Source organism: Pseudomonas sp. A214 (genome assembly GCF_900156295.1).
Lineage (GTDB): Bacteria > Pseudomonadota > Gammaproteobacteria > Pseudomonadales > Pseudomonadaceae > Aquipseudomonas > Aquipseudomonas rhizophila.
Map to the genome: position 1 here is coordinate 460,474 of NZ_LT707062.1, position 22,527 is coordinate 483,000.

The following is a 22,527-nucleotide window of genomic DNA, read 5'->3' on the forward strand; positions in this document are numbered from 1 at the left end:
GATTATTTTGTGGCGAGGAGATTTATCCCCGCCACATTGCAACCGGCGGGTTAGACCTAGGCTTTGCGAATTGTCGCCAGCAACCCCGCCGCACCAATGAACAGCCCGGCAAAGGTGCGGTTCATTCGACGCTGCTGTTTCGGAGTGCGCAGCAGGCGCAGGACTTTGGATGCCAGCCCGGTGTACCCGGCCATGACGATGAGGTCGACGCAAACCATCGTCACACCCAGGATCAGGTATTGCTTGATCAGCGGGGCATGGGGGTCGATGAATTGTGGCAACACCGCAAGCATGAACACCAATGCCTTGGGGTTGCTGATGTTGACCAGAAACCCGCGAAACACCAGCGCCAGGGGCTTGCCGATAGGCCGCACGGCCGCGTCATCACTGAGATCGCCCGGGATGGCTCGCCACTGCTTGACGCCCAGATAAACCAGATAGGCCACGCCAAACCATTTGATCGCATAAAACGCGGTCGCCGATGCGGTGAGGATCGCGCCGACACCGGCGGCGACAATAACGATTTGCAACGCCAGACCCAATTGCAGGCCCAGGGCATTCCAGTAGCCGCGCCAGAAACCGTATTGCAGACCGCTGGACATCGATGCGATGGCACCAGCGCCCGGCGAAAGACTGATCACCCAGCAAGCGGCGAAAAACGCCAGCCATGTCTCCAGCACCATTGCACACCTCGGCTCAGATTCGTTGAAGTCACTAAGCTAATGCGCCGCCGGACGGTTGACCACAGATATTTAACGATCGAGCCCCGCTTACTCGACGAACCCGCCGACCGGAAACGCCTCGTTGCCGCGCCAGCGTCGAACCGAACGCTGGAAGAACAGGCTGTTGGGCACTTGCACCATGGAACTGCCCGTACCGAGTTCCTCGGGTTCGATCAGGGTGGTGTAAAGCAGGTTGATGGCCACCACCCGCCCCTTGATGCCGGGCTTGTCGGTGGACTCCACCAGCTCAACCACATCGCCCAGACGAAACGGCCCGACGGTGTAGATCAAAATGGCGCACAGCAGATTCGACAGCACGCTCCAGATGGCGAAGAACGCCACCGCCGCCACCGCGACGAACCCCGACAGCGCGGTCCACAGCACCGTGGCCGAGACGCCCAGGCGTTCAAGTACCACCAGCACCGCGCTGCCCATGATCAGCCAGCGCAGCACACCCCGCAGGATGATCACCAACTGGGACGGTAACGGGTAGCGCTCGGCAAGGCCCGTGAGGGCCCGCGCCACGCAACGCTGTGCGATGTAGCCGGCCAGCAGGATCAGCAGTATTTGCACACCGAGCCAGATCGGCTCGACCCACATGACGGGTATCGGCAAAGCCAAGGCTTCCATCAGGACAATGCCTCCAGCTCCGCTTGCAGGTTTTCCAGCAGTTCCAGGGCTTGCATCCACGCCTCCTCAAGCTCCGCTTCCCGAACCTTCAGCCTGGCCTGTTCGGCCAGCAGATCGCGCAACTCATCCTTGCGCGCCGCTTCGTAGAGACCGCTGTCGCCGAGGCTGGTTTCGATCTTTTGCAGTTTTTCATGCAGCTTGCCCAGTTCGACTTCGAGCTTGTCGGCCTCACGCTTGTGAGGCGCCAACTGCTGACGCAATGCGGCGGCGGCCTGGCGCTGGGCTTTCTTGTCGGTCTTGTCCGGGTTAACCGGCGTGGTACTGACCGGTGCGTTGCGCTGACGGTAATCCACCAGCCAACGGGCATAGTCTTCCAGATCACCGTCGAACTCTTCGACCTTGCCGTCGGCCACCAGGAAAAAATTATCCGTGGTGCTCTTGAGCAAATGCCGGTCGTGAGACACCACCAGCACCGCGCCGCTGAATTCCTGCAAGGCCATGGTGAGGGCCAGGCGCATTTCCAGATCGAGGTGGTTGGTCGGTTCGTCGAGCAGCAACAGGTTCGGCCGGCCCCAGGCGATCAATGCCAGCGCCAGGCGAGCCTTTTCACCACCGGAAAAATTCAGTACCGGCTCATCGATGCGCGCACCACGAAAGTCGAAACCACCGAGGAAATCACGCAGGGTCTGCTCGCGTTCGTTCGGTGCCAGACGCTGCAAATGCAGCAGCGGGCTGGCCTTGGCGTCGAGAGAATCGAGCTGATGTTGGGCGAAGTAACCGACCACGGTGTTCTCGCCCCGGGTCAGACGCCCGGCCAGGGGCTCGAGCTCGCCGGAGAGATTCTTGATCAGGGTCGACTTACCAGCACCGTTCGGGCCCAGCAGGCCGATCCGCGCACCAGGGGTCAGCTGCAGCTTGACCTTCTCCAGCACGGTCTTGTCGCCATAACCCAGACGCGCATCCGACAGGTCGATCAGCGGGCTGGAAATCTTGGTCGATTCGCGGAAAACAAAATCAAACGGTGAATCGACGTGGGCCGCGGACAGTTCTTCCATCCGCTCCAGTGCCTTGATCCGGCTCTGGGCCTGACGGGCCTTGGTGGCCTGGGCCTTGAACCGGGCGATGTAGCTTTCCATGTGCGCACGCTGCGCCTGCTGCTTCTCGTAGGCCTGCTGTTGCTGGGCCAGGCGTTCGGCACGGGCCCGCTCGAATGCGCTGTAGCCGCCACGGTACAAGGTGAGCTTGCGCTGGTCGACATGGGCGACATGATCCACCACCGCGTCGAGGAAATCGCGGTCATGGGAAATCAGCAGCAATGTGCCGGGATAGCTCTTGAGCCAGTCTTCGAGCCAGATGATGGCGTCGAGGTCCAGGTGGTTGGTGGGCTCATCGAGCAGCAGCAGGTCCGAAGGGCACATCAGGGCCTGGGCCAGGTTCAAGCGCATCCGCCAGCCACCGGAGAAATCCCCAACCTGACGGTCCATCTGCTCATTGGTAAACCCAAGGCCTGCCAGCAGTTTGCGTGCGCGGGCATCGGCGGTGTAGCCGTCGGCGCTGTCGAGCTCCGCGTGCAGACGGGCCTGTGCGGCGCCATCGTGTGCCGCCTCGGCCGCCGCCAGGTCGCGTTGGACCTGACGAAGGCGCAGGTCGCCGTCAAGCACGTAGTCCACCGCCAGGCGCTCAAGGGTGTCGACCTCTTGGCGCATGTGGGCGATACGCCAATCGGCGGGCAGCAGGCAATCGCCCGAGTCCGGGTGCAGTTCACCTCGAAGCAGGGCGAACAGGCTCGATTTGCCGGCGCCGTTGGCACCGATGAGGCCAGCTTTGTGGCCGGCGTGCAGGGTCAGCTCGGCGTCTTCTAGCAGACGTTGCGGGCCACGCTGTAAAGTCAGGTTCTGAAGTCGAATCATAATGGCGGCGGAGTCTACCAGCTTCGCTCGCAACTGGCGCGAGTAGCACGATGTCCTCTGATCTATGGAGCTTTTCCCTCGACCTCTACGCCAAGCCTGGTGTGGAACAAACCTGCCTGGCGCTGCAGGGCGCCGGCGCCAATGTCTGCCTGCTGCTTTGCGGGCTGTGGCTGGAACAGCGCGGGGTAGCCTGCACTGAACAAAGACTGCAACAGCTTCAGCAATGGGTCGGCCCTTGGGACACGGACGTCGTTCAGCCCTTGCGCACGCTCCGTAACCAATGGAAAGCCCGCGCCCTTCAAGACACGGCACTCGATAGCCTGCGCGAGCAGGTCAAGCGACTGGAACTGGAAGCCGAGCGACGATTGCTGGAGCGACTGGAGACTGCGACCAGGGACTGGCCTGGGGAACAACCCAAAGATTCAGCGCAATGGCTGCAAGGACTCGTGGCGGGCGCCGACCAAGGGAACCGCGACGCGCTGCATCAGCTGCGCGTCGCGGCGTCCAGCACTTAGGAAGCGCGGGTTGGGGTGTTGCTGCTCGGCGCCGGGGCGGCGCTCGGGTTCAGCGCCGGGGTCGCAGTGCTGGCGGTTGGCGCAGGGGTCGCTGCAGGAGCCGGAGTCGATGTCGCAGGCTTGGCCGCCGGAGCAGTCGAAGGTTTTGCGGCAGCAGGCGTTTTCACGGCGGGTTTCGCAGCAGGCTTGGCCACAGGCTTGGCGGCGGCAGGCTTCGCGGCGGGTTTGGCAGCAGCCGGCTTGGCAGCCGGTTTAGCCGCAGCTTTGGCAGGTGCTTTGACAGCGGCTGGCTTGGCAGCGGGTTTAGCTGCAACTTTGGCGGGCGCTTTGGCAGCGGCTGGCTTGGCAGCCGGTTTGGCGGCGGGCTTGGCAGCAGCCGTTTTTGTAGCAGCTGGCTTGGCAGCCGGTTTAGCCGCGGCGGTTTTTGTCGCTGCGGGTTTGGCGGCGGCTGTTTTAGCGGTCGGTTTAGCAGCTGGCTTGGCGACAGGTTTAGCGGCTGGCTTGGCCGCCACTTTGGCCGCCGGCTTGGCGACAGCTTTAACGGCGGTTTTTTTCGCAGCAGGTTTTGCAGCGCTGGCAGCAACCGGTTTTTTCGCAGCCGGTTTAGCGGCTGGTTTGCTCGCTGCTTTGGCCGGCGCTTTTGCGGCCGGTTTGGCAGCTACCTTGGCCGGTGTTTTTGTCGCGACAGGTTTAGCGGCCGGTTTTCTGGCCGATACAGCGGCAGCGGCAGGCTTGGCAGCACGAAGGCTCAGTGCCTTGCCCACGGCTTCTTGCACACGACCGACGCCTTGGGCCAGTTTCAGGCTTTCCTGGGCATCACGCTTGAGTTGCAGAATATAGGCGCGGGTTTCGGACTGACGATCCTTCAAGGCATCGAGCAGATCTTCGAGTTCTTTCACAGCGTCTTTGGCCTTGGCTTGTGCCTTGGCCTTGCCGGCGGTGGCCGCGTCTTGCAGTTTGGTGCGCGACTTGTGCAGTTTTTCCTGCGCTTTGCCGCGTTGTTTTTCCAGTTTGGCGAGCAGTTTTTCAGCATCAGCCAGGGCTTGGGAGCAGGCGTTTTCCAGATGCTCGAGCAGACTGCCCGAAAGTTGTTGGAGCAAGTGCAACGGAGTGTTTACTGGCTTCTTGGTGGCCGACATGGTTTACCTCCTGACTGACGTGAGTGCGGCTCATACTAGACCTCTGCTGCAACCGCCGCTAGGGCATGTTGACAGTACACAAGACGTTGCGTTGCAAGGGACGAAAAATCTTCTACCCCACTGCCGGGGCAAACCACCTTTGCGGATATCGGCACTGGCATAATCCCCTCCATTCGAGGCCGGAGAACACTACATGTCGCGTCACTTGTTTTTATTCCTTTGCATGGTTTGCTCCATGGCTCAGGCCGCAGAAAAAACCAGCGCAAACGACGCTCATGACTTGGCGTACAGCCTGGGGGCAAGCCTGGGTGAACGTCTGCGCCAGGATGTGCCCGACCTGCAGATCCAGGCGTTGGTCGAGGGTCTGCAACAGGCCTATCTGGGCAAACCGCTGGCCCTGAAAGATGAGCGCATCGAACAGATACTGGCCGACCATCAGGCACGGCTGACGTCGTCATCGGCGACGCCGCAGATCGAAGCGGCACTGAAAACCGAGCAGAAATTTCTTGAGGAGGAAAAAGCCCGGCCCGGTGCACAGCAACTGGCAGATGGCATTCTGTTGACCGAACTCAAGCCCGGCAATGGCGCCAAGGCCGGCCCTCACGGCAAGGTCCAGGTGTTGTATGTCGGTCGATTGCCAGACGGCACCGTGTTTGATTCCAACGGGCAGGCGCAGTGGTTCAGTCTCGACAGCGTGATTGACGGTTGGCGCAGTGCATTGCCGCAAATGCCGGTAGGCGCAAAATGGCGACTGGTCATTCCTTCGACCCTGGCCTACGGCGCCGAAGGAGCCGGGGATGTCATCCCCCCGTTCACGCCGCTGGTGTTTGAAATCGAGTTGCTGGGCGCGACGACCTGAAGTTGACTCCAAAAAAAAACGGTGCGCAATGCGCACCGTTCTTTTGATTCTGCAAAAATCCTCAAGCCTGGGCCGGCGCTTCTTCCTTGTGGGAGTTGTGCAGCACTTCGATCAGACAGTCTTCCAGTTCGAAACGCTCGTGCAGCAAGCCACCCAGTTCCTTGAATTTTTCCGCTACGCATTTGCCTTCATCACACAGGTCATTGAAGGCCAGCAGTTTTTCGGTGATGACGTCGATACGCGGGTAGATTTGCTCGGCGAGCTCCAGGCCACGTTTATCGTTGAAGGCCTTGGCCTCACTCGTCAGTTGTTCGTATATCTCGAAATGACCGGCTGACACGTAGTCGACCAGCACACCGCAGAACTCCTGCAACGGCTTGCGGCTTTCACTCAGCGCTTCAGGCCTGTCGCCGAGAGCATCATAGGCCCGAACCAGTTCGTGACGCTCCTGCAACCAGCGGTCGATCAGCAGATGCACCCCACCCCAGCGTTCCTGAGCATTCTGACAACTTTCGAGCATGGTGATTTCTTCCCTTGTGAGTCATGCCCCTCGCAGCCTGCGCACCGCCTGAAATGATCAGGGACAAGCCAGACACAACATGATCGAGCGGCATAAATCCGATAACACGTGCGGGCCAGATTATGCCCGCACGACAACCGCTTCAAGGTACGCAGGAGATAAAGTTCATACAAGTGTTTAATCCATGACCCGGACCAGTTGCGACGTTGTGCCGCTGAGCGGTCGTATCAGAGCGTTCCAGACAAGGCGCAGCAGCAGATAGGACATCACAAAAGACACGGCGAGAAAAAACAACAGGCTCCATTCGGGAAGACTCAGATCGAACAGGGTCCAGGTGATGCTCGCGCAGTCGATCGCCCCCTCGAGTACACGATGTACAGCGCCCCACCACGAACTCACTGCCTTGAGGTGATCGATACAATCGGGCAACTGCTCCAGCGAGTCGCCTTGCACCAGAACCTGACGCCATGCCAGCGTCAACCCGCTCGACGCGAAAACCAGCCCCATCGCCCCGTAGCAGATGCTGCCTTTCTGAGCAGGACCATGCAGGCATGCGGCGAGACAGTTCATCAAAAACAGCATCAGGCACAACCGTTGCAAAACACACAGGCTGCAAGGCGTCAGACCTACCGCATATTCAAGGTAACTGGCGATACCAAAAACCAGAGCGGCGGCGATGAAAGCCATGAAAAACAAGAAGCGTGAGCAAGCCAAAGACATGGCGGTTCCGTAACAGAAGAGACAGGCCGTTACGGTAGAGGAAAGGCCGCCGGCCTTTCAAGGCGGGGCCGTGCAGACACTTCACCAGGGGTGTAGGGAATTCCCGACAAGCAAGAGAAGATTAAGCGCAGCTTGCTGTAGGACTTTACCGAAGGCATTGCTAACGCCATTAGGGGCATCAATAAACACGTGGCGAGGGAGCTTGCTCCCTCGCCACAATGATTCATACAACCCTCAAGAACGACTCACTCTCTCTCAAGTGGCCAAAACCTGAGCCGGGACCGGCAGTGGCGCGGCCAGCAAGCGCTCATCCAGTAACCCCAAGCCTTCCTGGAAGAGCTGGTTGCTGCGCTCGGCATCCCCCAGTTGCGCCAGCAGTCGCGCCAGTTCGGCGCAGGCCTCGGGATTGCGCTGCAGGCGCAAACTGCTTTCCAGATAATCCCGTGCCTTGCCCCACAAACTGTTTTGCAGGCACAGGCGGCCCAGTGTCAGCAGCAGGCCAGGGTCGTTCGGGTGATCCTTGAGCCAGCCTTCTGCCGCTTGCAGTTGGCGGCCCGGATCATTGCCGCGGACCAACCCGTACAGGCGCGCCAGGTGACTGTCATAGTGCCGTTTGAGCGCCGCCCGCAGCACCTCTTCGGCCTCGGCCTGCGCCCCGAGTTGCCGCAGTTGCTCGGCATAGGCCAGCACCAGCGCCGATTCCTGGCGTTGTGCGGACGACAGTTGTTGCCAGGCACGGTTAAGCGATTGCAACCCGACACTGCCGTCTTCGTCACGGTGGGCCGCCAGGGTGAGGTTTTCGCCCCAGGCCCGACGCTCCAGTTCAGCCAGCTCAGCCGGCGGCAGGACTTTGTCCTTGCGCAGCTCCGGCAACAACCGGACCACCGCAGACCAATCCCCGCGCTGCTGATGCAGACGTTGCAACTGACGCAGGGTCTGGGCGTTATGTGGGTGGCGATCATGCATGGCTTGCAACGTGTTCAATGCACCGTCGGTGTCGCCGCGGTCCATCTGCAATTGTGCGTGCGTCAGGGCAATCGCCAGCTCAGCCTGGGGCTGACGTTCAAGGGCACGTTCCAACAGGCTGTCGCACTGCTCGTAAAGACCTTGCTCATTGGCCGCACGGGCGGCGCCAAGGTAATACAGCAACGGTTGGCGCTCGGCTTCAGCGGCGCGATGCAAGTGACGCTGGGCACTGGCCCAGCGACCTTCGGCCAGGTCCAGTTGTCCGTGCTCGATGGCCACCTGCACTCGTCGGCTGCGGTTACGTCGCGACCATGGATTGACCACGCCAGTGGAAGTGGTCACCAGCCCGATCAAGGCGCTCGCGCCCCGCCACACCAGCCAGAGCACCGCCACCAGCGCCAGGGTGACCCAAAGGCCGGCCTCGTATCGGAAGTTCTTGTATGCCACCAGCACGTAACCCGAATGTTCGGCGATCGCCACGCCCAGCAAGGCAGCGACAGCGATGACCACGAACATAATCACGTAGAGGCGTTTCATGGCGTGGCCTCCTGCTCATCAGGTTTGGCCAGCGGCTTGACCGACTCTTCGGCGTTCAGGTTGCGGCGCTCCAGATAGGCCTGAACGCTGCTCAGGGTCCCTGTCAGATCCGGGGTTGCAACCGTCACCGGCTGCCTGGCCAGCTCGGCCACGCGCTCAAGCATGATTTTGCTTTGCGGGTTGTCCTGGTTGAAGTTGTTCTTGAGCACATCATGCGCTTGAGCCAGCGCCTGGGTGTACACCGGGGCCTGGCCGTTGAGAGCGGCCCATTGCGCCTGCTCCAGGGCCAGGCTCAAGGCCAGGCGCACCTGCACCAGACTCTGCCCGGCCAAGAGCGGACGGACATTCTCATCCGCGTTGAAATCGATACGGATATAGCGCGATATCTGGTCCCACCACTGCGCCCAGCGGCTGGCGCCATCGCCATCGGCGGTCAAGCCCAGCAACGACTCACCACGATCCTTGTATTCGGGTGCCAGCTCCGTGAGTTGCAGCACCTGGTCACGCAAGGCCCCCAACTGCAGGAACAGCCCGGTACGATCTGGCTGCTCGGTACTGCGCAACGCAGCAAGGGTCTTGGCCAGTTGCTCGCGAGCGGCGAATGAGCCAGGGTCGTTTTGCTCGCGCAGGATTTCGTCAGCACCCTGGACCAGGGCCTGGGCACTGCTGATGTCCTGCAGGGCGGAAAGACGCAGGCTGGCCAGGCGCAGCAGATGTTCGGCTTCGGCCAGGCGCCAGTCCTTGCGGCTGGCACCGAGCACGGTTTCCAGGCGCTGGTTCAGTCGTTGTTGATCACCCTGCAACTGGGCGACCTGACGCCGACGCTCTTCCAGCTCTTGCGCCGCAGGCAATTGAGCCAGACGTTCACTCAGGCGTTGCTCATTGAGCTTGAGGGTCTGGGCCTGATCATTGAGCGCCTGAACCTGACTGGCCTGCTGCTGGTTATTGGCTTGCAGATGACGCACCTGCCACACGCCCCAACCACCAACGGCCACGCCGGCGGCTCCCAACAACAACGCGACAATGGCCAGCCCGTTGCCGCGACGCGGCGCCTTCGGAGCCGGGGTTTCAACCGGCGTATCGATCGCGGGTTGGTCTTGATCTTTTGGCAAGGCTGTTTCGCTCACGTATCCATCCTTTGCATTAGAAAACGGCACGGACTGATCCCGTAACGCCGCCAGCAAAGCCGCAGCACTGGCGCCACGGCAATCCACAACTGTCAGGGCCCCGGCGGCACGGGCCATCTCGGCAACCCTTGGGCTTGGAACGAACAACGGTAACCGCGCCAGCGCGGGCCACTCATCGCCAGCCAACCGCTGCAGATGCTCGAAGCTCTGCCCACTGCTGACCACCAGCGCGTTCAAGCGTTCCGCTTTGACCCTTGCCGCCAACTCACCTTCTCGATAATGCGGCAGGCTGCGCCGGTACAGTTCCAGATAATCGACACTAGCACCTTGCTCGCGCAAGCGCTCCGCCAGCAAGCCGCGCCCGCCCTCGCCACGCACAATCAAAACCTTGGGATTGGGTCGGGTGATAGCCTGGCGTAACACCAGATGCTCCAGCAAGGCTTCGCTGTCATCGCCGTGGTCGGGATAAAACACAGTGAGGCCGGCATCGATAAGGATCTGCCCGGTCGCCGCCCCCACGCTGAACCATGGCTGGTCTGGCGGCTGGGGCCAATATTGGCGCAGCAGCTCCACACACAAACGTGCGGCGGGCTTGCTCACCACAATCACGGCACAGTACTGGTCCAGCCGTTGAAAAGTCTCCCCCATGGCGTCGGACATGGGGACCGACTCGATATCCAGCAACGGCAGGCTGCTGCTGTAGATCCCGGCCTCGGCCAGGACAGCCGCCAGGGCCGACGACTCGTCGACCGGCCGGGTCAGCAGCAGCCGCCAGCCCGTCACGCGTGGCCCGCCTCGCCGTAGACCTTCTTGAGAATGTCGTCGGCACCCTGGCCGAGCAGGTCTTCGGCTACCCGGACACCCAGCGCTTCGGCATCGCGGCGCGGCGCCCGGGCCTCGGCACTGAGCAGTCGGCCACCGTTCGGATCACCCACCAGACCGCGCAACCAGACCTGCTCGCCTTCGAGTACGGCGTAACAGGCGATCGGCACCTGGCAACCGCCATTGAGGTGTTTGTTGAGGGCGCGCTCGGCGAAGACCCGGGTGGCGGTGTCGTCGTGATGCAGCGGTGCCAACAGGGCATGGATCTCGCTGTCGGCGCTGCGACATTCGATACCCACCGCCCCCTGCCCACCGGCCGGCAGGCTGTCATCGACGCTGATGGCCGACGTGATGCGATCTTCAAAACCGAGGCGGATCAGGCCGGCGGCGGCAAGGATAATTGCGTCGTACTCACCGGCATCGAGTTTGGCCAGGCGAGTATTGACGTTGCCCCGCAGAAAGCGGATTTGCAGGTCTGGGCGGCGGGTCAGCAACTGCGCCTGGCGACGCAGGCTGGAGGTGCCGACCACACTCCCGGCGGGCAGGGCGTCGAGGCTTGCAAACGTGTTGGAAACGAACGCATCGCGTGGATCTTCTCGCTCGCAGATGCAAAACAGGCCCAGGCCTTCCGGAAAGTCCATGGGCACATCTTTCATCGAGTGCACGGCGATATCGGCTTCGTTGTCCAGCAGCGCGGTTTCCAGCTCCTTGACGAACAGGCCCTTGCCGCCGATTTTCGACAGCGGCGAGTCCAGCAGCTTGTCGCCGCGACTGACCATGGGCACCAGCGTCACGATCAGGCCGGGATGGGCCTCTTCCAAACGGGCTTTGACGTATTCGGCCTGCCAGAGGGCCAAGGCACTTTTACGGGTGGCGATGCGGATCTCGCGAGGGGACATGGATCAATCCGTACTTAAAAGATACGGCGGATAATAACAGCTCAGTCAAATTCGCTTTGACTTGAATCACGACCCCAAGGCCTCCCTGGCCGTCAATGTCCTGGAAATGGAACGCGCTAAACGGCTTGGACGCCTTGGAACCTCAAGCTAAAGCTGTTGCATCATCTTCCGCACGCCGGCCACGTGCCGCCGGCTGACAATCAGCGCGTCGCCATTGAGGCCTTTGAGAAACAGCTGGAAATGCCCAAGGGGTGTGCGCTGCAAACGCTCGATACGCTCGCGAGCCACCAAGGCGTTGCGGTGGATGCGCACGAAGCGTTCACCGAACTCGTCTTCAAGAGCCTTGAGTGGTTCGTCCAGCAACACCTCGCCGCTCTCGTGACGCAAGGTCACGTATTTATGGTCGGCGATAAAGTAGACCACCTGATTCAATGGGATCAGTTCAATGCCTTTGCGAGTGCGCGCACTGATGTGGCTGCGCGGGCCGCTGCCGCTTTCGGCGGCCGGACGGGTCAACGCCGCCAGTTGCACGCGGTTGGGCCGCTCGGCCTTGCGCAAGGCCTCGACCAGCGCCTCGGCAGTGACCGGCTTGATCAGATAGCCCACGGCGCCGGCCTGCAGCACCTCCGGCGGGAAGTCGTCCCGAGTGGTGCAGAACACCACCGCGGGCGGTGACTCACGCTCGCACAACTTCGCCGCGACCTGCAAACCGTCCAGGCCAGGCATGCGAATGTCGAGCAGCACGATATCCGGCTTGTGGCTGTCAATAAGGGCCAACGCCTCTTCGCCATTGGTGGCGCTCGGCTCCAGGACACTGTAACCCTCGAGTTCGCCAACCATTCGGCTCAGGCGCTCACGGGCCAGTGGTTCGTCATCAACGATCAGGACATTCATATTGCGCTGGATTCCTGCGTGAGTCTCGCACAAGGATAGCGTAGACAGGGGAAGTGACATCCGTCACCGCGATCCACGCTAAGACTCGTTCGAGGGCCAAAAAGTGCCGCGAGGCGGTTACCTATCTTTACCCGCGCCTGCCAATCGATGCTTGAGGCCTGTTGTCGCACGGCGCCGTCGTAGGAATTGTTAACACTCCATCTGACCAATACGAGCCCCCCTCTTCTATTCGTCCAATGCTCCGTGGATGAAAAAGTAAAAGTCCTACAGTCCACTGTAGACGGTTGCCGCGCCGATATTGCTCAATCGAAAAATATCGTTGTGCAAAAAACCCATTAAATGCTCGGCTTGTGCGCAAAAAACCTGCCGACCAGTGCCAGCGCCAGTCCCGGCAACCCTGCTATCATCCGCCGCAGCCTTTAACCGCTACTTTTTCCACAGCCGATCACGAGCGAATTCATGAGCACTGACAAGACCAATCAGTCCTGGGGCGGCCGCTTCAGTGAACCCGTCGACGCCTTCGTCGCCCGCTTCACCGCCTCCGTCAACTTCGACCAGCGCCTGTATCGCCACGACATCATGGGCTCGATCGCCCACGCCACCATGCTGGCCAAGGTCGGCGTACTGACCGATGCCGAGCGCGACAGCATCATCGATGGCCTGAAAACCATCCAGGCTGAAATCGAGGCCGGCCAGTTCGACTGGCGCGTCGATCTCGAAGACGTGCACATGAACATCGAAGCGCGCCTGACCGATCGCATCGGCGTGACCGGCAAGAAGCTGCACACCGGCCGCAGCCGAAACGACCAGGTGGCCACCGACATTCGCCTGTGGTTGCGCGATGAGATTGACCTGATCCTGGGCGAGATCACCCGTCTGCAAAAAGGCTTGCTGGAGCAGGCCGAGCGCGAGGCCGAGAGCATCATGCCGGGCTTCACGCACCTGCAAACCGCTCAACCTGTAACGTTTGGGCATCACATGCTGGCCTGGTTCGAAATGCTCAGCCGCGACTACGAGCGCCTGGTGGACTGCCGCAAGCGCACCAACCGCATGCCCCTGGGCAGCGCCGCGCTGGCCGGCACCACGTACCCGATCGATCGTGAATACACCGCACAGTTGCTGGGTTTCGACGCCGTGGGCGGCAACTCGCTGGATAACGTTTCGGACCGCGATTTCGCCATCGAATTCTGCGCCGCCGCGAGCATTGCGATGATGCATCTGTCGCGCTTCTCTGAAGAACTGGTGCTGTGGACCAGCGCGCAATTCCAGTTCATTGACCTGCCGGATCGCTTCTGCACCGGCAGTTCGATCATGCCGCAAAAGAAAAACCCCGACGTGCCGGAGCTGGTACGCGGCAAGAGTGGTCGGGTGTTCGGTGCGCTGATGGGCCTGCTGACCCTGATGAAGGGCCAGCCGCTGGCCTACAACAAGGACAACCAGGAAGACAAGGAACCGCTGTTCGATGCCGCCGATACGCTGCGTGATTCGCTGCGGGCCTTTGCCGACATGATCCCGGCGATCAAGCCCAAGCATGCAGTGATGCGCGAAGCGGCCTTGCGCGGCTTCTCCACCGCCACCGACCTCGCTGATTACCTCGTACGCCGTGGCCTGCCGTTTCGTGATTGCCACGAAATCGTCGGCCATGCCGTGAAGTACGGCGTGGACAACGGCAAGGACCTGGCAGAAATGAGCCTGGACGAACTGCGCCAGTTCAGTGACCAGATCGAGCAGGACGTGTTTGCCGTGCTGACTCTGGAAGGTTCGGTCAATGCCCGCGACCACATCGGCGGCACAGCGCCTGCCCAGGTGAAGGCTGCCGTGGTGCGCGGCCAGGCGATGCTCGCCAGCCGCTAAAAGCCGAAAGCATCGCGAGCAGGCTCGCTCCCACAGTGGATCTTCAGTGAACGCAGATTTGTGAACACAGGGAGATCAAATGTGGGAGCGAGCCTGCTCGCGATGACTCACTTCAAAACACCACAAAACTCACTTCTTGGCAGCAATCATCGCCAAAAACGCTGGCATCTCTGCCTCCCTGTCGGCCGCAATCCGCTGCACATTCGGGTTCTGCTCCAGCCGCTCCATCAGCCCCTTGGCCGCCGGCATATCCGCCAGCAAGTCGATATCGAACACCTTGCGGCCAACCTGGCACGCCAGCGATACGCTGTAGAGGAAATACAGATCGGCCAGGCTCAGACTGTCACCCGCCACGTAGGGCGAGAATTTGCCGTGACGGCCGAGCGAGGCGAACCCCAGCAGCAATTCGGCCTTGGTCTTTTCCTTGATGGCGTCGGGTACCGATATGCCGAAAAACGCCTCGGCGTAGCAAGCCCGTCCCGGCAGCTCGATGTACAACTCGATTTCCCTGCACAAAGCCAGCACCTGGGCACGCTCGAACGGGTCGCTGGGCAACAGGGCTTTGCCCGGCTGGGTTTGTTCGATGTATTCGAGGATCACGCTGGTTTCGTTGATAAACCCTTGCTCGGTCTTGAGCACCGGCACCTTGCCCCGTGGACTGATGGCCAGCACATCGGGGGTCTGAGCGCCGTAGAACGGCACCTCTTCGAAGGGCAGGCCCTTCTCCAGCAACGCCAGCTTGACCATGTTGTAATAATTGCTGACGGAAAAACCATAAAGCTTGAGCATGACAAAGCCTCCAGGCCGTGCGGGGTTGGCAGCCTTGCGTTATAGACCGCCGAGCCGTTTCTTGCCAGGCGCATCACTGCGCTGAATGCAGGTAAACTGGCGACCTTTCTCCAAGGAGCCTGCCATGAGCGAGCCAACCGACATCGACAACGACGAAGAAGAGTTCGTCGAGAACACGCTGATCCAGGCCATCGAAAACCAGATCGAAAATGACAACCCGCCAGCGGCCAAGGCCGTTTTCAATAAATTGACCCTGGTGGGTTACGAGCGCGAAGAAATTCTCAACCTGATGGCCCATGTGCTGGCAGTGGAAATTGACGCGATCCTGGAAGAGGACCGTGCGTTCGATACCCAGTGGTACGAAACGGCGTTGCGCGCTCTTCCCGAGTTGCCGCCAGAAAAGAAATAAGGTCTCACCGACTGTGGCGAGGGAGCTTGCTCCCGCTCGGCTGCGCAGCAGCCATCAAGCTATTGGGACCGCTTCGCGCTCCAGCGGGAGCAAGCTCCCTCGCCACAACGAATTACGCCTGCGGTCACCCAAAACAAAAAAAGCATGACGCTGACACTGGACAGCTCGGCCGAGTGCGCTCACTTTAGTGACGCTGTCGACCAAATTCCTAGAAAGTCTGGAGTCCTTATGTCGCTTACCCCTGAGCTGGTTGCCGAACTGGAAATCCTTGCACTCTTCAACCTGGACAGTTCCCAGGAAGGCCTGAAAATCCATCAGACCGCTGCCCCCTCTGCCATCGCTGCCGCTAAACGCCTGTTCGAAAAAGACCTGATAACCCAGTCCGACGGTGGTTACCTGACCAGCCTGGGCCGGGATGCCGCCGAGCATGTGCAAAGCCTGCTGACCATTCTCAACGTCGTAAAAGAAGCCGCCTGATTCCTCCTGTCGCCCACGGAAATCTCCTTCATCGAGGTTTCCGCAGGCGCCCTGGCGCACTGTGTAAAAATTCTGACGTCAAAAACATACATTCAGCTTAAGAAATCCCGGGTTCGGGCGCTAAACTGCCACCACCTGTGATCTCCCACGTTCGACGCCGCGAGCCGGTTTGAGCTGACATGACCCGCAATCACGAAATACGCCCCGATCTGGACGAGGGAATCGACCGCAAGGTCCTGAGCCAGTTGCGCGCACGTTTTCTCAAGCTCAACAGCGTACGGATGGATCGCGCCCTGGAAGGTCTGTCGACCCGCCAGCAAAGCGTGCTGACGCTGTTGCCGTTGTTTTTCCACGTCAATCACCCGCTCCTGCCCGGCTATGTCTCAGGCAGCACACCTGCCGGGCTGTCCAACTATGAGCCCGACGCCAGCGTCCTCGCCGAAGCCCAGCGGCTGACCCGCTCGTTCTCCTACAAGCCGCGCCACGGCAGCAATCCGCCGCGACCGATTCTGGGTCTGTTTCTGATGGGCAGCCTCGGCACCCTCGCCCAAGCGGATCAAAGCGACATGGATGTGTGGGTCTGCCATGGTCCGGACCTGAGCGAGGACGAACTGGCCGAACTGCGCAAAAAATGTCTACTGCTGGAAACCTGGGCGGCGACCCAGGGCGCTGAAGCGCATTTTTTCCTGATCGACCCGGCGCGCTTTGTCCGCGGCGACCGGGACACTCAGCTCAGTTCCGACGATTGCGGTACAACCCAGCATTACCTGCTGCTGGACGAGTTCTACCGCACGGCGATCTGGCTGGCCGGACGCACGCCGATCTGGTGGCTGGTGCCGGTGTATGAAGAAGAAAACTATGAGCAGTACACCCACACGCTGATTTCCAAACGCTTCATCCGCGCCGATGAAACGCTCAACCTGGGGCACCTGGCCTATATCCCGCCGGGAGAATTCATCGGCGCCGGCCTCTGGCAATTGTTCAAGGGCATCGAGTCGCCCTACAAATCAGTGCTCAAGCTGCTGCTGATCGAAGTCTACGCCAGCGAACACCCGGACGTTCGCTGCCTGAGCCTGCGCTTCAAACAGGCGGTGTTCGCCAACCGCCTGGACCTGGAAGAGCTGGATCCCTACATGGTGGTTTACCGTCGTATCGAGGAGTACCTCAACGCCCGAGGTGAATCCGAACGCCTGGAGCTGGTGCGCAGGGCGCTTTACCTGAAGGTCAATCGCAAGCTGACCGGCCAGGGGCGCAGCACGGGCTGGCAACGGGTTCTGCTTGAGCGTCTGGCCCGGGAATGGGGCTGGGACCCACGGCAACTGGCGCTGCTGGACAGCCGCAGCCAGTGGAAAGTGCGTCAGGTCAGCAACGAACGGCGGGCACTGGTCAACGAACTGACCTACAGCTACCGCTTCCTGACCCAGTTCGCCCGCACCGAAAAAACCGTCAGCCTGATCAACAAGCGCGACCTCAACGTCCTGGGCCGGCGGTTGTATGCCGCATTCGAACGCAAGGCCGACAAAGTCGAGTTCATCAACCCCGGCATCGCCCCGGACCTGGCCGAAGACACCCTGACGCTGGTGCAGTCACCGAACAAGAAAGAACCCGGGCAGAACCAGTGGGGCCTGTACAACGGCAGCCTCAACGCCCTGGAGTGGGAAAACTTCGCACCGATCAAACGCTGCCGCGAGTTGCTGGAGTTGCTGACCTGGTGCCATCGCAACGGTGTGATCGACAGCAGTACGCGCCTTGCGCTGCACCCAGGTAGCAGCGACCTGAGTGAGTTTGAGCTGTTCAACCTGCTGGGCAGCCTGCAACAGTCCATCGCCCTGCCGCTGAGCACGGTAGATGAAGAACAGCTGTTGCGCGCCAGCGTGCCCAGTGAAGTGCTGATACTGGTTAACGTCGGCATCGATCCGCTCAAGCATCATCGCGACCTCAATATCCTGATGACCACCGAGCGCACGGACTCCCTGAGCTACGCCGGGGTTCGGGAGAACCTGGTGCTGACCCTGGATCAGGTCACGCTCAACAGTTGGAACGAGGTGCTGGTCAACCGCTTCGACGGCGAGCACGCCCTGCTCGACTGCCTGCGCGATTACCTCAATGACCTGCCCGTCACTCAGCGCCAGCCGCGTTTGCAGGTACGCTGTTTCTGCCACAACCGCGCGCAGTTCATTGCCCGCCGGGTCGAGGAAGTCATCGAAACGGCGCAGACCCTGCTACTGAGTAGGCTCAACCACCGCTATCTGCTCCAGGTCCAGCAGCACTACCACGTATTGGAGCTGGTGCCGGGCCAGGTCAATCACGTGGCCCTGGGCAGCCTGTCGGCGCTGATGGATTACCTGGGCGAGGAGCTGACGGCCTACAGCCCTCTGCATCTGGATCCGATGGCTCTGGAGGACCATGACCTGGCGCTGATCCTGCCCATGGGGCAGCCCGAGTGCATTCAGGTGTTCTACCGGGTCAACGAGGACGACGCTGAGCTGTACGTGCTCGATGAGCTCAATGCCCTGTGGCAACAGCGCTTGCCTTATCACGACGACCACAGCCTGCTGCTGCCGCTGCAGCGCTTCCTGCAATCGGTGCTGTACCGCCGCGACGCGTTACTGCCGATGGATGCCACCCAGCCATTGCCCCTGGAAACCCTGTACTACCAGCTCCTGCCCTCGGGCAGCGGGCGGGCACGGCGGATCGAGGCGCGGCAGGCGCCGCAAACGCAAGTGAACAAGCCGTTCTATGACGTGCAGGCAATCATCGGCAAAGCCACTCATGGGCAGGTGCACGTCACCCTGTATTGCGATCAGCGGGAGTTTTCGGAGCTGGAACATGGCGACCAGTTGTTCCGCGTGGTCGCCAGGGAGATCGTCGAACAGCGCCGTGAGGCCGAACGCTATCGCTGCTACATCACCGACCTGGACCTCTCGGGTCTTGTGGGTGATGGGGCCTGCTCAAGTAATTTGTACCTGCGCTACAAGGCTGACCTGGAACGCGCCCTGAACGAGGCGCTGGCCTTGGTCTGAAGCGCCTAGAGGTGGAAATCGCCGCCCGCTTCCGGCTGGTATTCCACGGCAAGCAATGTCAGTTTCAGCGTCTTGCCGCCCGGCGCCGGCCAGTCGATGTGCTGGCCAACCTTCAGGCCCAACAGTGCGCTGCCTACCGGGGCAAGGATTGATATCTTGCCTTCGTCGGCATTGGCGTCCTGTGGATAAACCAGGGTCAGGTGATAGTCCTTGCCGCTGCTTTCTTCGCGGCAGTGCACACGCGAATTCATGGTCACGACATCGGCGGGCACTTCATCGTGGCCTACCACGGTGTCGGCACGATCCAGTTCGGTTTGCAACGCAATCACGCCCGGCAGCGTTTCATCAAGGCTATCGATCAGGCGCTCCAGACGCTGTACGTCCAGACGTGTAAGGGTGATGGAAGGTACGGTCATGATTCAGGCAGACTCCTTTGTTCTGCACGAAAAAAGCAAAACCCCGCCACAAAAAGACGGGGTTTTCACGGGCCTCGATGAGTTGAGGCGTAGCTGGACACTATCACAGCTCAATAAATAAACAACCCGGGCCAAATCTACCCATTGTCATGGAGAGCAGAATTACTGTGGCGCGGGGATTGTGGGAGCAAAGCTTGCTCGCGAAACAGGCGCCTCGATTTCTGGAAGAACGCGTCGTCTTCATCGCGGGCAAGCCTTGCTCCCACACAGTGGGCGATTACACCAGAGATTTGCGTTTAGCCGCCTCGGCACAGATCACCCGCCGGCGCTCATCATCGGCCGAGCGCCATTCGCGGATATCCTCCACATGACGGAAACAACCGAGGCAGACCTTCTGCTCATCCAACTTGCACACGCTGGTGCACGGAGAGGGCACTGCGGGGCTGACGTTGCTGTAGAGCGGTTTGGGCGGCCGCGCCGGAGTGTTCTGGCTCACGCTGTCAAAGGCCTTCGAAATCCAGTTCCACCCCGGCCTGCTGCTTGACGATGCGCTCGAGCATCTCGCCCAATTGCTCTTCGCTCTTGTCGCACATCCAGCGCTCGCTTTCCTCGTCGTAGTCGAAGTGGAAACCGCCGGACACCGCCGCCAACCACAGTTGCCGCAACGGCTCCTGGCGGCTGAAAATCAACTGGCTGCCATTTTCGAACTTGACGGTCAACACCCCGGCGGAGCTTTCCAGGTCGATGTCCAGCTCGCTTTCGTCGAATACATCCTCCAGCGTTTGCTGGGTCGCATCGACCAGATCGTGGAAACGGGCTTCAGTCAAACTCATTGCGGCAACCTCGAAAATGTCTGCTCATGCTCAAGCGCCGCAAGATACGGACGCTTCCCGGCGATTGCAAAGGATATACCGACCGACGACAGCCGGCTTTGGGAAAAGCCTCCCGGCGCCGGACGGGAACCCCGTTGCATAGGCAAGCTGCCGGGTGGCCGGTATACTCCGGCGCAATTAACGCATTTTCAAGGATTTCGCCATGAAGCGCCTGATCTCTTCCCTTGCTGCGCTCGTCGCGGTTGCTTGCCTTGTGACAGCCTGTGGTCAAAAAGGTCCGCTGTACCTGCCCGACGACAGCAAATCCCCTGAAGAACAGGCCAAGTCGTCGCAATCCAAGTCCCACGCGCACGATACCCACACCACTTATTAAGGGAACGCCATGGACGCTTTTAACTACCGTGGCGGGGAGCTGTTCGCGGAAGGGGTTGCCTTGTCCGCGCTCGCGGAACGTTTCGGCACGCCAACCTACGTTTATTCCCGTGCACACATCGAAGCCCAGTATCTGGCCTTCGCCGATGCTCTGGCCGGCATGCCGCACCTGGTATGTTTCGCCGTAAAGGCCAACTCCAACCTCGGTGTACTCAACGTCCTGGCACGCCTGGGTGCCGGCTTTGACATCGTTTCCGGTGGTGAGCTCGAACGCGTGCTGGCCGCTGGCGGCAGCGCCGACAAGATCGTTTTTTCCGGCGTAGGCAAGACCCGTGAAGACATGCGCCGCGCACTGGAAGTGGGGGTGCACTGCTTCAACGTCGAATCGACCGATGAGCTGGAGCGCCTGCAACTGGTCGCCGCCGAGATGGGTGTCCGCGCGCCGATCTCTTTGCGCGTGAACCCGGACGTTGATGCTGGCACGCACCCGTACATTTCCACCGGTCTCAAGGAAAACAAGTTCGGCATCGCCATTGCCGACGCCGAGGATGTGTACGTACGCGCGGCCCAACTGCCGAACCTGGAAGTGCTGGGCGTGGATTGCCACATCGGTTCGCAACTGACCACCCTCGAACCTTTTATCGATGCCCTCGACCGCCTGCTGGCGCTGGTCGACCGCCTCAGCGATTGCGGCATCTACCTGCGTCACATCGACCTGGGCGGCGGCGTCGGCGTGCGCTACCGCGACGAAGAGCCGCCACTGGTGGCCGACTACGTCAAGGCGGTGCGTGAACGCCTCGACGGTCGCGACCTGGCCCTGATGTTCGAGCCGGGCCGCTACATCGTTGCCAATGCCGGCGTGCTGTTGACCCGGGTCGAATACCTCAAGCACACCGAGCACAAGGATTTCGCCATCGTCGATGCGGCGATGAACGACCTGATCCGCCCGGCGCTGTACCAGGCCTGGATGGACGTCACCGCGGTGCGCCCTCGCGCTACCGCCGCCCGCAGCTACGATATTGTCGGCCCTATCTGCGAAACCGGCGACTTCCTGGCCAAGGGTCGGGAGCTGGCGCTGGAAGAAGGCGATCTGCTGGCCGTGCATTCGGCCGGGGCCTACGGGTTTGTCATGAGTTCCAACTACAACACTCGCGGCCGCTGCGCCGAAGTGCTGGTGGACGGTGATCAGGCGTTTGAAGTGCGTCGCCGCGAGACGGTAGCCGAGTTGTTTGCCGGCGAAAGCCTGCTGCCGGAGTAAAACCATGCTGCTGCGTTTTACCAAGATGCACGGCCTGGGCAACGACTTCATGGTCCTCGACCTGGTCAGCCAGCACGCGCACATCCTGCCCAAGCATGCCAAACAATGGGGCGACCGGCACACCGGTATCGGTTTCGACCAGTTGCTGATCGTCGAGGCGCCCAACAACCCGGACGTGGACTTCCGTTACCGGATCTTCAACGCCGATGGTTCGGAAGTCGAGCAGTGCGGCAACGGCGCCCGCTGCTTCGCCCGATTCGTGCTGGACAAGCGCCTGACCGCCAAACGGCAGATTCGCGTCGAGACTAAAAGCGGCATCATCGAACTGGATGTGCGCAACGACGGCCAGATCGGCGTCAACATGGGCGCCCCGCGCCTGGCACCGAAGGACATTCCGTTCGAAGCGCCGGCCCAGGCCTTGAGCTATCAGTTGGAGGTCGACGGCACCACGGTGGAACTGGCGGCAGTATCCATGGGCAACCCCCATGCCGTCTTGCGAGTCAGCGATATCAACAGCGCGCCAGTGCATGAGCTGGGGCCGAAGATCGAAAATCATCCGCGCTTCCCCGCGCGGGTGAATGTCGGTTTCCTGCAGGTCATCGACCGCCACCGTGCGCAATTGCGCGTCTGGGAACGCGGTGCCGGGGAAACCCAGGCGTGCGGCACCGGCGCCTGCGCGGCGGCAGTCGCCGCGATCAGTCAGGGATGGATGGATTCGCCTTTACTGATCGACCTGCCCGGTGGACGCTTGTCCATCGAATGGGCAGGCCCCGGCCAACCGGTGCTGATGACCGGCCCGGCAGTACGCGTATACGAAGGACAAGTTCGTCTTTGAG

Annotated in this window: 23 protein-coding genes and 1 pseudogene; 9 read left to right on the top strand and 15 right to left on the bottom strand. The window is 61.0% G+C overall.

The window, feature by feature from the left end; all coding sequences use genetic code 11:
- Nucleotides 1-56: 56 nt before the first annotated feature.
- The 3 genes from rhtB to BW979_RS02045 all read right to left on the bottom strand — a co-directional run bounded on the left by rhtB (nt 57) and on the right by BW979_RS02045 (nt 3,262).
- On the bottom strand, nt 57-683 hold the full coding sequence (gene rhtB, locus BW979_RS02035) for a homoserine/homoserine lactone efflux protein (protein WP_076383071.1): 627 nt from the start codon (nt 681-683) through the stop codon (nt 57-59).
- Nucleotides 684-770: 87 nt separating this feature from the next.
- Nucleotides 771-1,352: a mechanosensitive ion channel family protein gene (locus tag BW979_RS02040; RefSeq protein WP_047226114.1), complete on the bottom strand. Its 582-nt coding sequence runs from the start codon at nt 1,350-1,352 to the stop codon at nt 771-773.
- Complete coding sequence (locus tag BW979_RS02045) at nt 1,352-3,262, bottom strand: ATP-binding cassette domain-containing protein (RefSeq protein WP_047226115.1); 1,911 nt, start codon at nt 3,260-3,262, stop codon at nt 1,352-1,354. The genes BW979_RS02040 and BW979_RS02045 overlap by 1 nt, the downstream gene beginning before the upstream one ends.
- A gap of 50 nt (nt 3,263-3,312) precedes the next feature.
- On the opposite strand from BW979_RS02045, the gene BW979_RS02050 reads away from it, so the two are divergent.
- Entirely contained in the window at nt 3,313-3,777 is a 465-nt protein-coding gene (locus BW979_RS02050; RefSeq protein WP_076383072.1) for a TIGR02444 family protein, read from the top strand.
- Here the strand turns inward: BW979_RS02050 and BW979_RS02055 are convergent.
- Complete coding sequence (locus tag BW979_RS02055; protein ID WP_076383073.1) at nt 3,774-4,916, bottom strand: AlgP family protein; 1,143 nt, start codon at nt 4,914-4,916, stop codon at nt 3,774-3,776. The two genes, BW979_RS02050 and BW979_RS02055, sit on opposite strands and share 4 nt — an antisense overlap.
- Nucleotides 4,917-5,109: 193 nt before the next feature.
- Between BW979_RS02055 and BW979_RS02060 the strand changes: the two genes are divergently transcribed.
- Nucleotides 5,110-5,775 (top strand): FKBP-type peptidyl-prolyl cis-trans isomerase, encoded by a 666-nt coding sequence (locus BW979_RS02060; protein WP_047226118.1) that lies wholly within the window; start codon nt 5,110-5,112, stop codon nt 5,773-5,775.
- 61 nt (nt 5,776-5,836) lie between these two features.
- Here the strand turns inward: BW979_RS02060 and BW979_RS02065 are convergent, their stop codons facing one another.
- From BW979_RS02065 to BW979_RS02090, 7 genes and pseudogenes are all read right to left on the bottom strand, one after another.
- On the bottom strand, nt 5,837-6,295 hold the full coding sequence (locus BW979_RS02065; RefSeq protein WP_047226119.1) for an Rsd/AlgQ family anti-sigma factor: 459 nt from the start codon (nt 6,293-6,295) through the stop codon (nt 5,837-5,839).
- A gap of 177 nt (nt 6,296-6,472) precedes the next feature.
- Entirely contained in the window at nt 6,473-7,015 is a 543-nt protein-coding gene (locus BW979_RS02070; protein WP_047226120.1) for a disulfide bond formation protein B, read from the bottom strand.
- A gap of 255 nt (nt 7,016-7,270) precedes the next feature.
- Nucleotides 7,271-8,518, bottom strand: coding sequence for a heme biosynthesis protein HemY (locus BW979_RS02075; protein WP_076383074.1), 1,248 nt, complete (start codon nt 8,516-8,518; stop codon nt 7,271-7,273).
- A complete protein-coding gene (locus tag BW979_RS27710; protein ID WP_231990615.1) occupies nt 8,515-9,645 on the bottom strand; it encodes a uroporphyrinogen-III C-methyltransferase in 1,131 nt (376 codons plus the stop codon). The genes BW979_RS02075 and BW979_RS27710 overlap by 4 nt, the downstream gene beginning before the upstream one ends.
- Before the next feature lie 36 nt (nt 9,646-9,681).
- Nucleotides 9,682-10,428, bottom strand: a pseudogene (locus tag BW979_RS27715) (uroporphyrinogen-III synthase); the annotation flags it as partial.
- Entirely contained in the window at nt 10,425-11,366 is a 942-nt protein-coding gene (gene hemC, locus BW979_RS02085; protein WP_076383076.1) for a hydroxymethylbilane synthase, read from the bottom strand. The pseudogene BW979_RS27715 and the gene hemC, both read right to left, overlap by 4 nt.
- Nucleotides 11,367-11,513: 147 nt before the next feature.
- A complete protein-coding gene (locus BW979_RS02090; RefSeq protein ID WP_047226123.1) occupies nt 11,514-12,260 on the bottom strand; it encodes a LytR/AlgR family response regulator transcription factor in 747 nt (248 codons plus the stop codon).
- A 459-nt stretch (nt 12,261-12,719) separates the two neighbouring features.
- Here BW979_RS02090 and argH point away from each other — a divergent pair, with 459 nt between their 5' ends.
- Nucleotides 12,720-14,114, top strand: a complete 1,395-nt coding sequence (gene argH / locus BW979_RS02100) for an argininosuccinate lyase (protein WP_076383077.1) — start codon at nt 12,720-12,722, stop codon at nt 14,112-14,114.
- A gap of 129 nt (nt 14,115-14,243) precedes the next feature.
- On the opposite strand, the gene BW979_RS02105 is transcribed toward argH, so the two are convergent.
- Complete coding sequence (locus BW979_RS02105; RefSeq protein ID WP_047226125.1) at nt 14,244-14,903, bottom strand: glutathione S-transferase family protein; 660 nt, start codon at nt 14,901-14,903, stop codon at nt 14,244-14,246.
- Between the two features lie 124 nt (nt 14,904-15,027).
- Between BW979_RS02105 and BW979_RS02110 the strand changes: the two genes are divergently transcribed.
- From BW979_RS02110 to BW979_RS02120, 3 genes are all read left to right on the top strand, one after another.
- Nucleotides 15,028-15,312 carry a hypothetical protein gene (locus BW979_RS02110; RefSeq protein ID WP_076383078.1) on the top strand — a complete coding sequence of 95 codons (285 nt, stop codon included), beginning with the start codon at nt 15,028-15,030 and terminating at the stop codon, nt 15,310-15,312.
- A gap of 228 nt (nt 15,313-15,540) precedes the next feature.
- Nucleotides 15,541-15,789 carry a TIGR02647 family protein gene (locus BW979_RS02115; protein ID WP_047226127.1) on the top strand — a complete coding sequence of 83 codons (249 nt, stop codon included), beginning with the start codon at nt 15,541-15,543 and terminating at the stop codon, nt 15,787-15,789.
- Between the two features lie 179 nt (nt 15,790-15,968).
- A complete protein-coding gene (locus BW979_RS02120; RefSeq protein WP_076383079.1) occupies nt 15,969-18,812 on the top strand; it encodes a class I adenylate cyclase in 2,844 nt (947 codons plus the stop codon).
- A 5-nt stretch (nt 18,813-18,817) separates the two neighbouring features.
- On the opposite strand, the gene rnk is transcribed toward BW979_RS02120, so the two are convergent.
- The 3 genes from rnk to cyaY all read right to left on the bottom strand — a co-directional run bounded on the left by rnk (nt 18,818) and on the right by cyaY (nt 20,061).
- Entirely contained in the window at nt 18,818-19,228 is a 411-nt protein-coding gene (gene rnk, locus BW979_RS02125; protein WP_047226129.1) for a nucleoside diphosphate kinase regulator, read from the bottom strand.
- 277 nt (nt 19,229-19,505) lie between these two features.
- Nucleotides 19,506-19,724, bottom strand: a complete 219-nt coding sequence (locus tag BW979_RS02135; protein WP_047226130.1) for a DUF1289 domain-containing protein — start codon at nt 19,722-19,724, stop codon at nt 19,506-19,508.
- 4 nt (nt 19,725-19,728) lie between these two features.
- Nucleotides 19,729-20,061, bottom strand: a complete 333-nt coding sequence (gene cyaY, locus BW979_RS02140; RefSeq protein WP_047226131.1) for an iron donor protein CyaY — start codon at nt 20,059-20,061, stop codon at nt 19,729-19,731.
- A 202-nt stretch (nt 20,062-20,263) separates the two neighbouring features.
- Here cyaY and lptM point away from each other — a divergent pair, with 202 nt between their 5' ends.
- The 3 genes from lptM to dapF are packed head-to-tail and all read left to right on the top strand — an operon-like array spanning nt 20,264 to nt 22,526.
- Nucleotides 20,264-20,434, top strand: a complete 171-nt coding sequence (gene lptM, locus BW979_RS02150; protein WP_047226132.1) for an LPS translocon maturation chaperone LptM — start codon at nt 20,264-20,266, stop codon at nt 20,432-20,434.
- Nucleotides 20,435-20,443: 9 nt separating this feature from the next.
- Nucleotides 20,444-21,691 (top strand): diaminopimelate decarboxylase, encoded by a 1,248-nt coding sequence (gene lysA / locus BW979_RS02155; protein WP_047226133.1) that lies wholly within the window; start codon nt 20,444-20,446, stop codon nt 21,689-21,691.
- Between the two features lie 4 nt (nt 21,692-21,695).
- Nucleotides 21,696-22,526, top strand: coding sequence for a diaminopimelate epimerase (dapF, locus tag BW979_RS02160; RefSeq protein ID WP_047226134.1), 831 nt, complete (start codon nt 21,696-21,698; stop codon nt 22,524-22,526).
- Nucleotide 22,527: the final 1 nt, after the last annotated feature.

Coding starts and splice junctions, on each gene's coding strand:
- BW979_RS02070 (WP_047226120.1), bottom strand. CDS start 7,015: ATGTCTTTGGCTTGCTCACGCTTCTTGTTTTTCATGGCTTTCATCGCC.
- cyaY (WP_047226131.1), bottom strand. CDS start 20,061: ATGAGTTTGACTGAAGCCCGTTTCCACGATCTGGTCGATGCGACCCAG.
- BW979_RS02105 (WP_047226125.1), bottom strand. CDS start 14,903: ATGCTCAAGCTTTATGGTTTTTCCGTCAGCAATTATTACAACATGGTC.
- BW979_RS02090 (WP_047226123.1), bottom strand. CDS start 12,260: ATGAATGTCCTGATCGTTGATGACGAACCACTGGCCCGTGAGCGCCTG.
- dapF (WP_047226134.1), top strand. CDS start 21,696: ATGCTGCTGCGTTTTACCAAGATGCACGGCCTGGGCAACGACTTCATG.
- BW979_RS02050 (WP_076383072.1), top strand. CDS start 3,313: ATGTCCTCTGATCTATGGAGCTTTTCCCTCGACCTCTACGCCAAGCCT.
- argH (WP_076383077.1), top strand. CDS start 12,720: ATGAGCACTGACAAGACCAATCAGTCCTGGGGCGGCCGCTTCAGTGAA.
- BW979_RS02060 (WP_047226118.1), top strand. CDS start 5,110: ATGTCGCGTCACTTGTTTTTATTCCTTTGCATGGTTTGCTCCATGGCT.
- BW979_RS02040 (WP_047226114.1), bottom strand. CDS start 1,352: ATGGAAGCCTTGGCTTTGCCGATACCCGTCATGTGGGTCGAGCCGATC.
- BW979_RS02045 (WP_047226115.1), bottom strand. CDS start 3,262: ATGATTCGACTTCAGAACCTGACTTTACAGCGTGGCCCGCAACGTCTG.
- hemC (WP_076383076.1), bottom strand. CDS start 11,366: ATGTCCCCTCGCGAGATCCGCATCGCCACCCGTAAAAGTGCCTTGGCC.
- BW979_RS02110 (WP_076383078.1), top strand. CDS start 15,028: ATGAGCGAGCCAACCGACATCGACAACGACGAAGAAGAGTTCGTCGAG.
- rhtB (WP_076383071.1), bottom strand. CDS start 683: ATGGTGCTGGAGACATGGCTGGCGTTTTTCGCCGCTTGCTGGGTGATC.
- lysA (WP_047226133.1), top strand. CDS start 20,444: ATGGACGCTTTTAACTACCGTGGCGGGGAGCTGTTCGCGGAAGGGGTT.
- BW979_RS02120 (WP_076383079.1), top strand. CDS start 15,969: ATGACCCGCAATCACGAAATACGCCCCGATCTGGACGAGGGAATCGAC.
- BW979_RS02055 (WP_076383073.1), bottom strand. CDS start 4,916: ATGTCGGCCACCAAGAAGCCAGTAAACACTCCGTTGCACTTGCTCCAA.
- BW979_RS02115 (WP_047226127.1), top strand. CDS start 15,541: ATGTCGCTTACCCCTGAGCTGGTTGCCGAACTGGAAATCCTTGCACTC.
- BW979_RS02065 (WP_047226119.1), bottom strand. CDS start 6,295: ATGCTCGAAAGTTGTCAGAATGCTCAGGAACGCTGGGGTGGGGTGCAT.
- rnk (WP_047226129.1), bottom strand. CDS start 19,228: ATGACCGTACCTTCCATCACCCTTACACGTCTGGACGTACAGCGTCTG.
- BW979_RS02075 (WP_076383074.1), bottom strand. CDS start 8,518: ATGAAACGCCTCTACGTGATTATGTTCGTGGTCATCGCTGTCGCTGCC.
- lptM (WP_047226132.1), top strand. CDS start 20,264: ATGAAGCGCCTGATCTCTTCCCTTGCTGCGCTCGTCGCGGTTGCTTGC.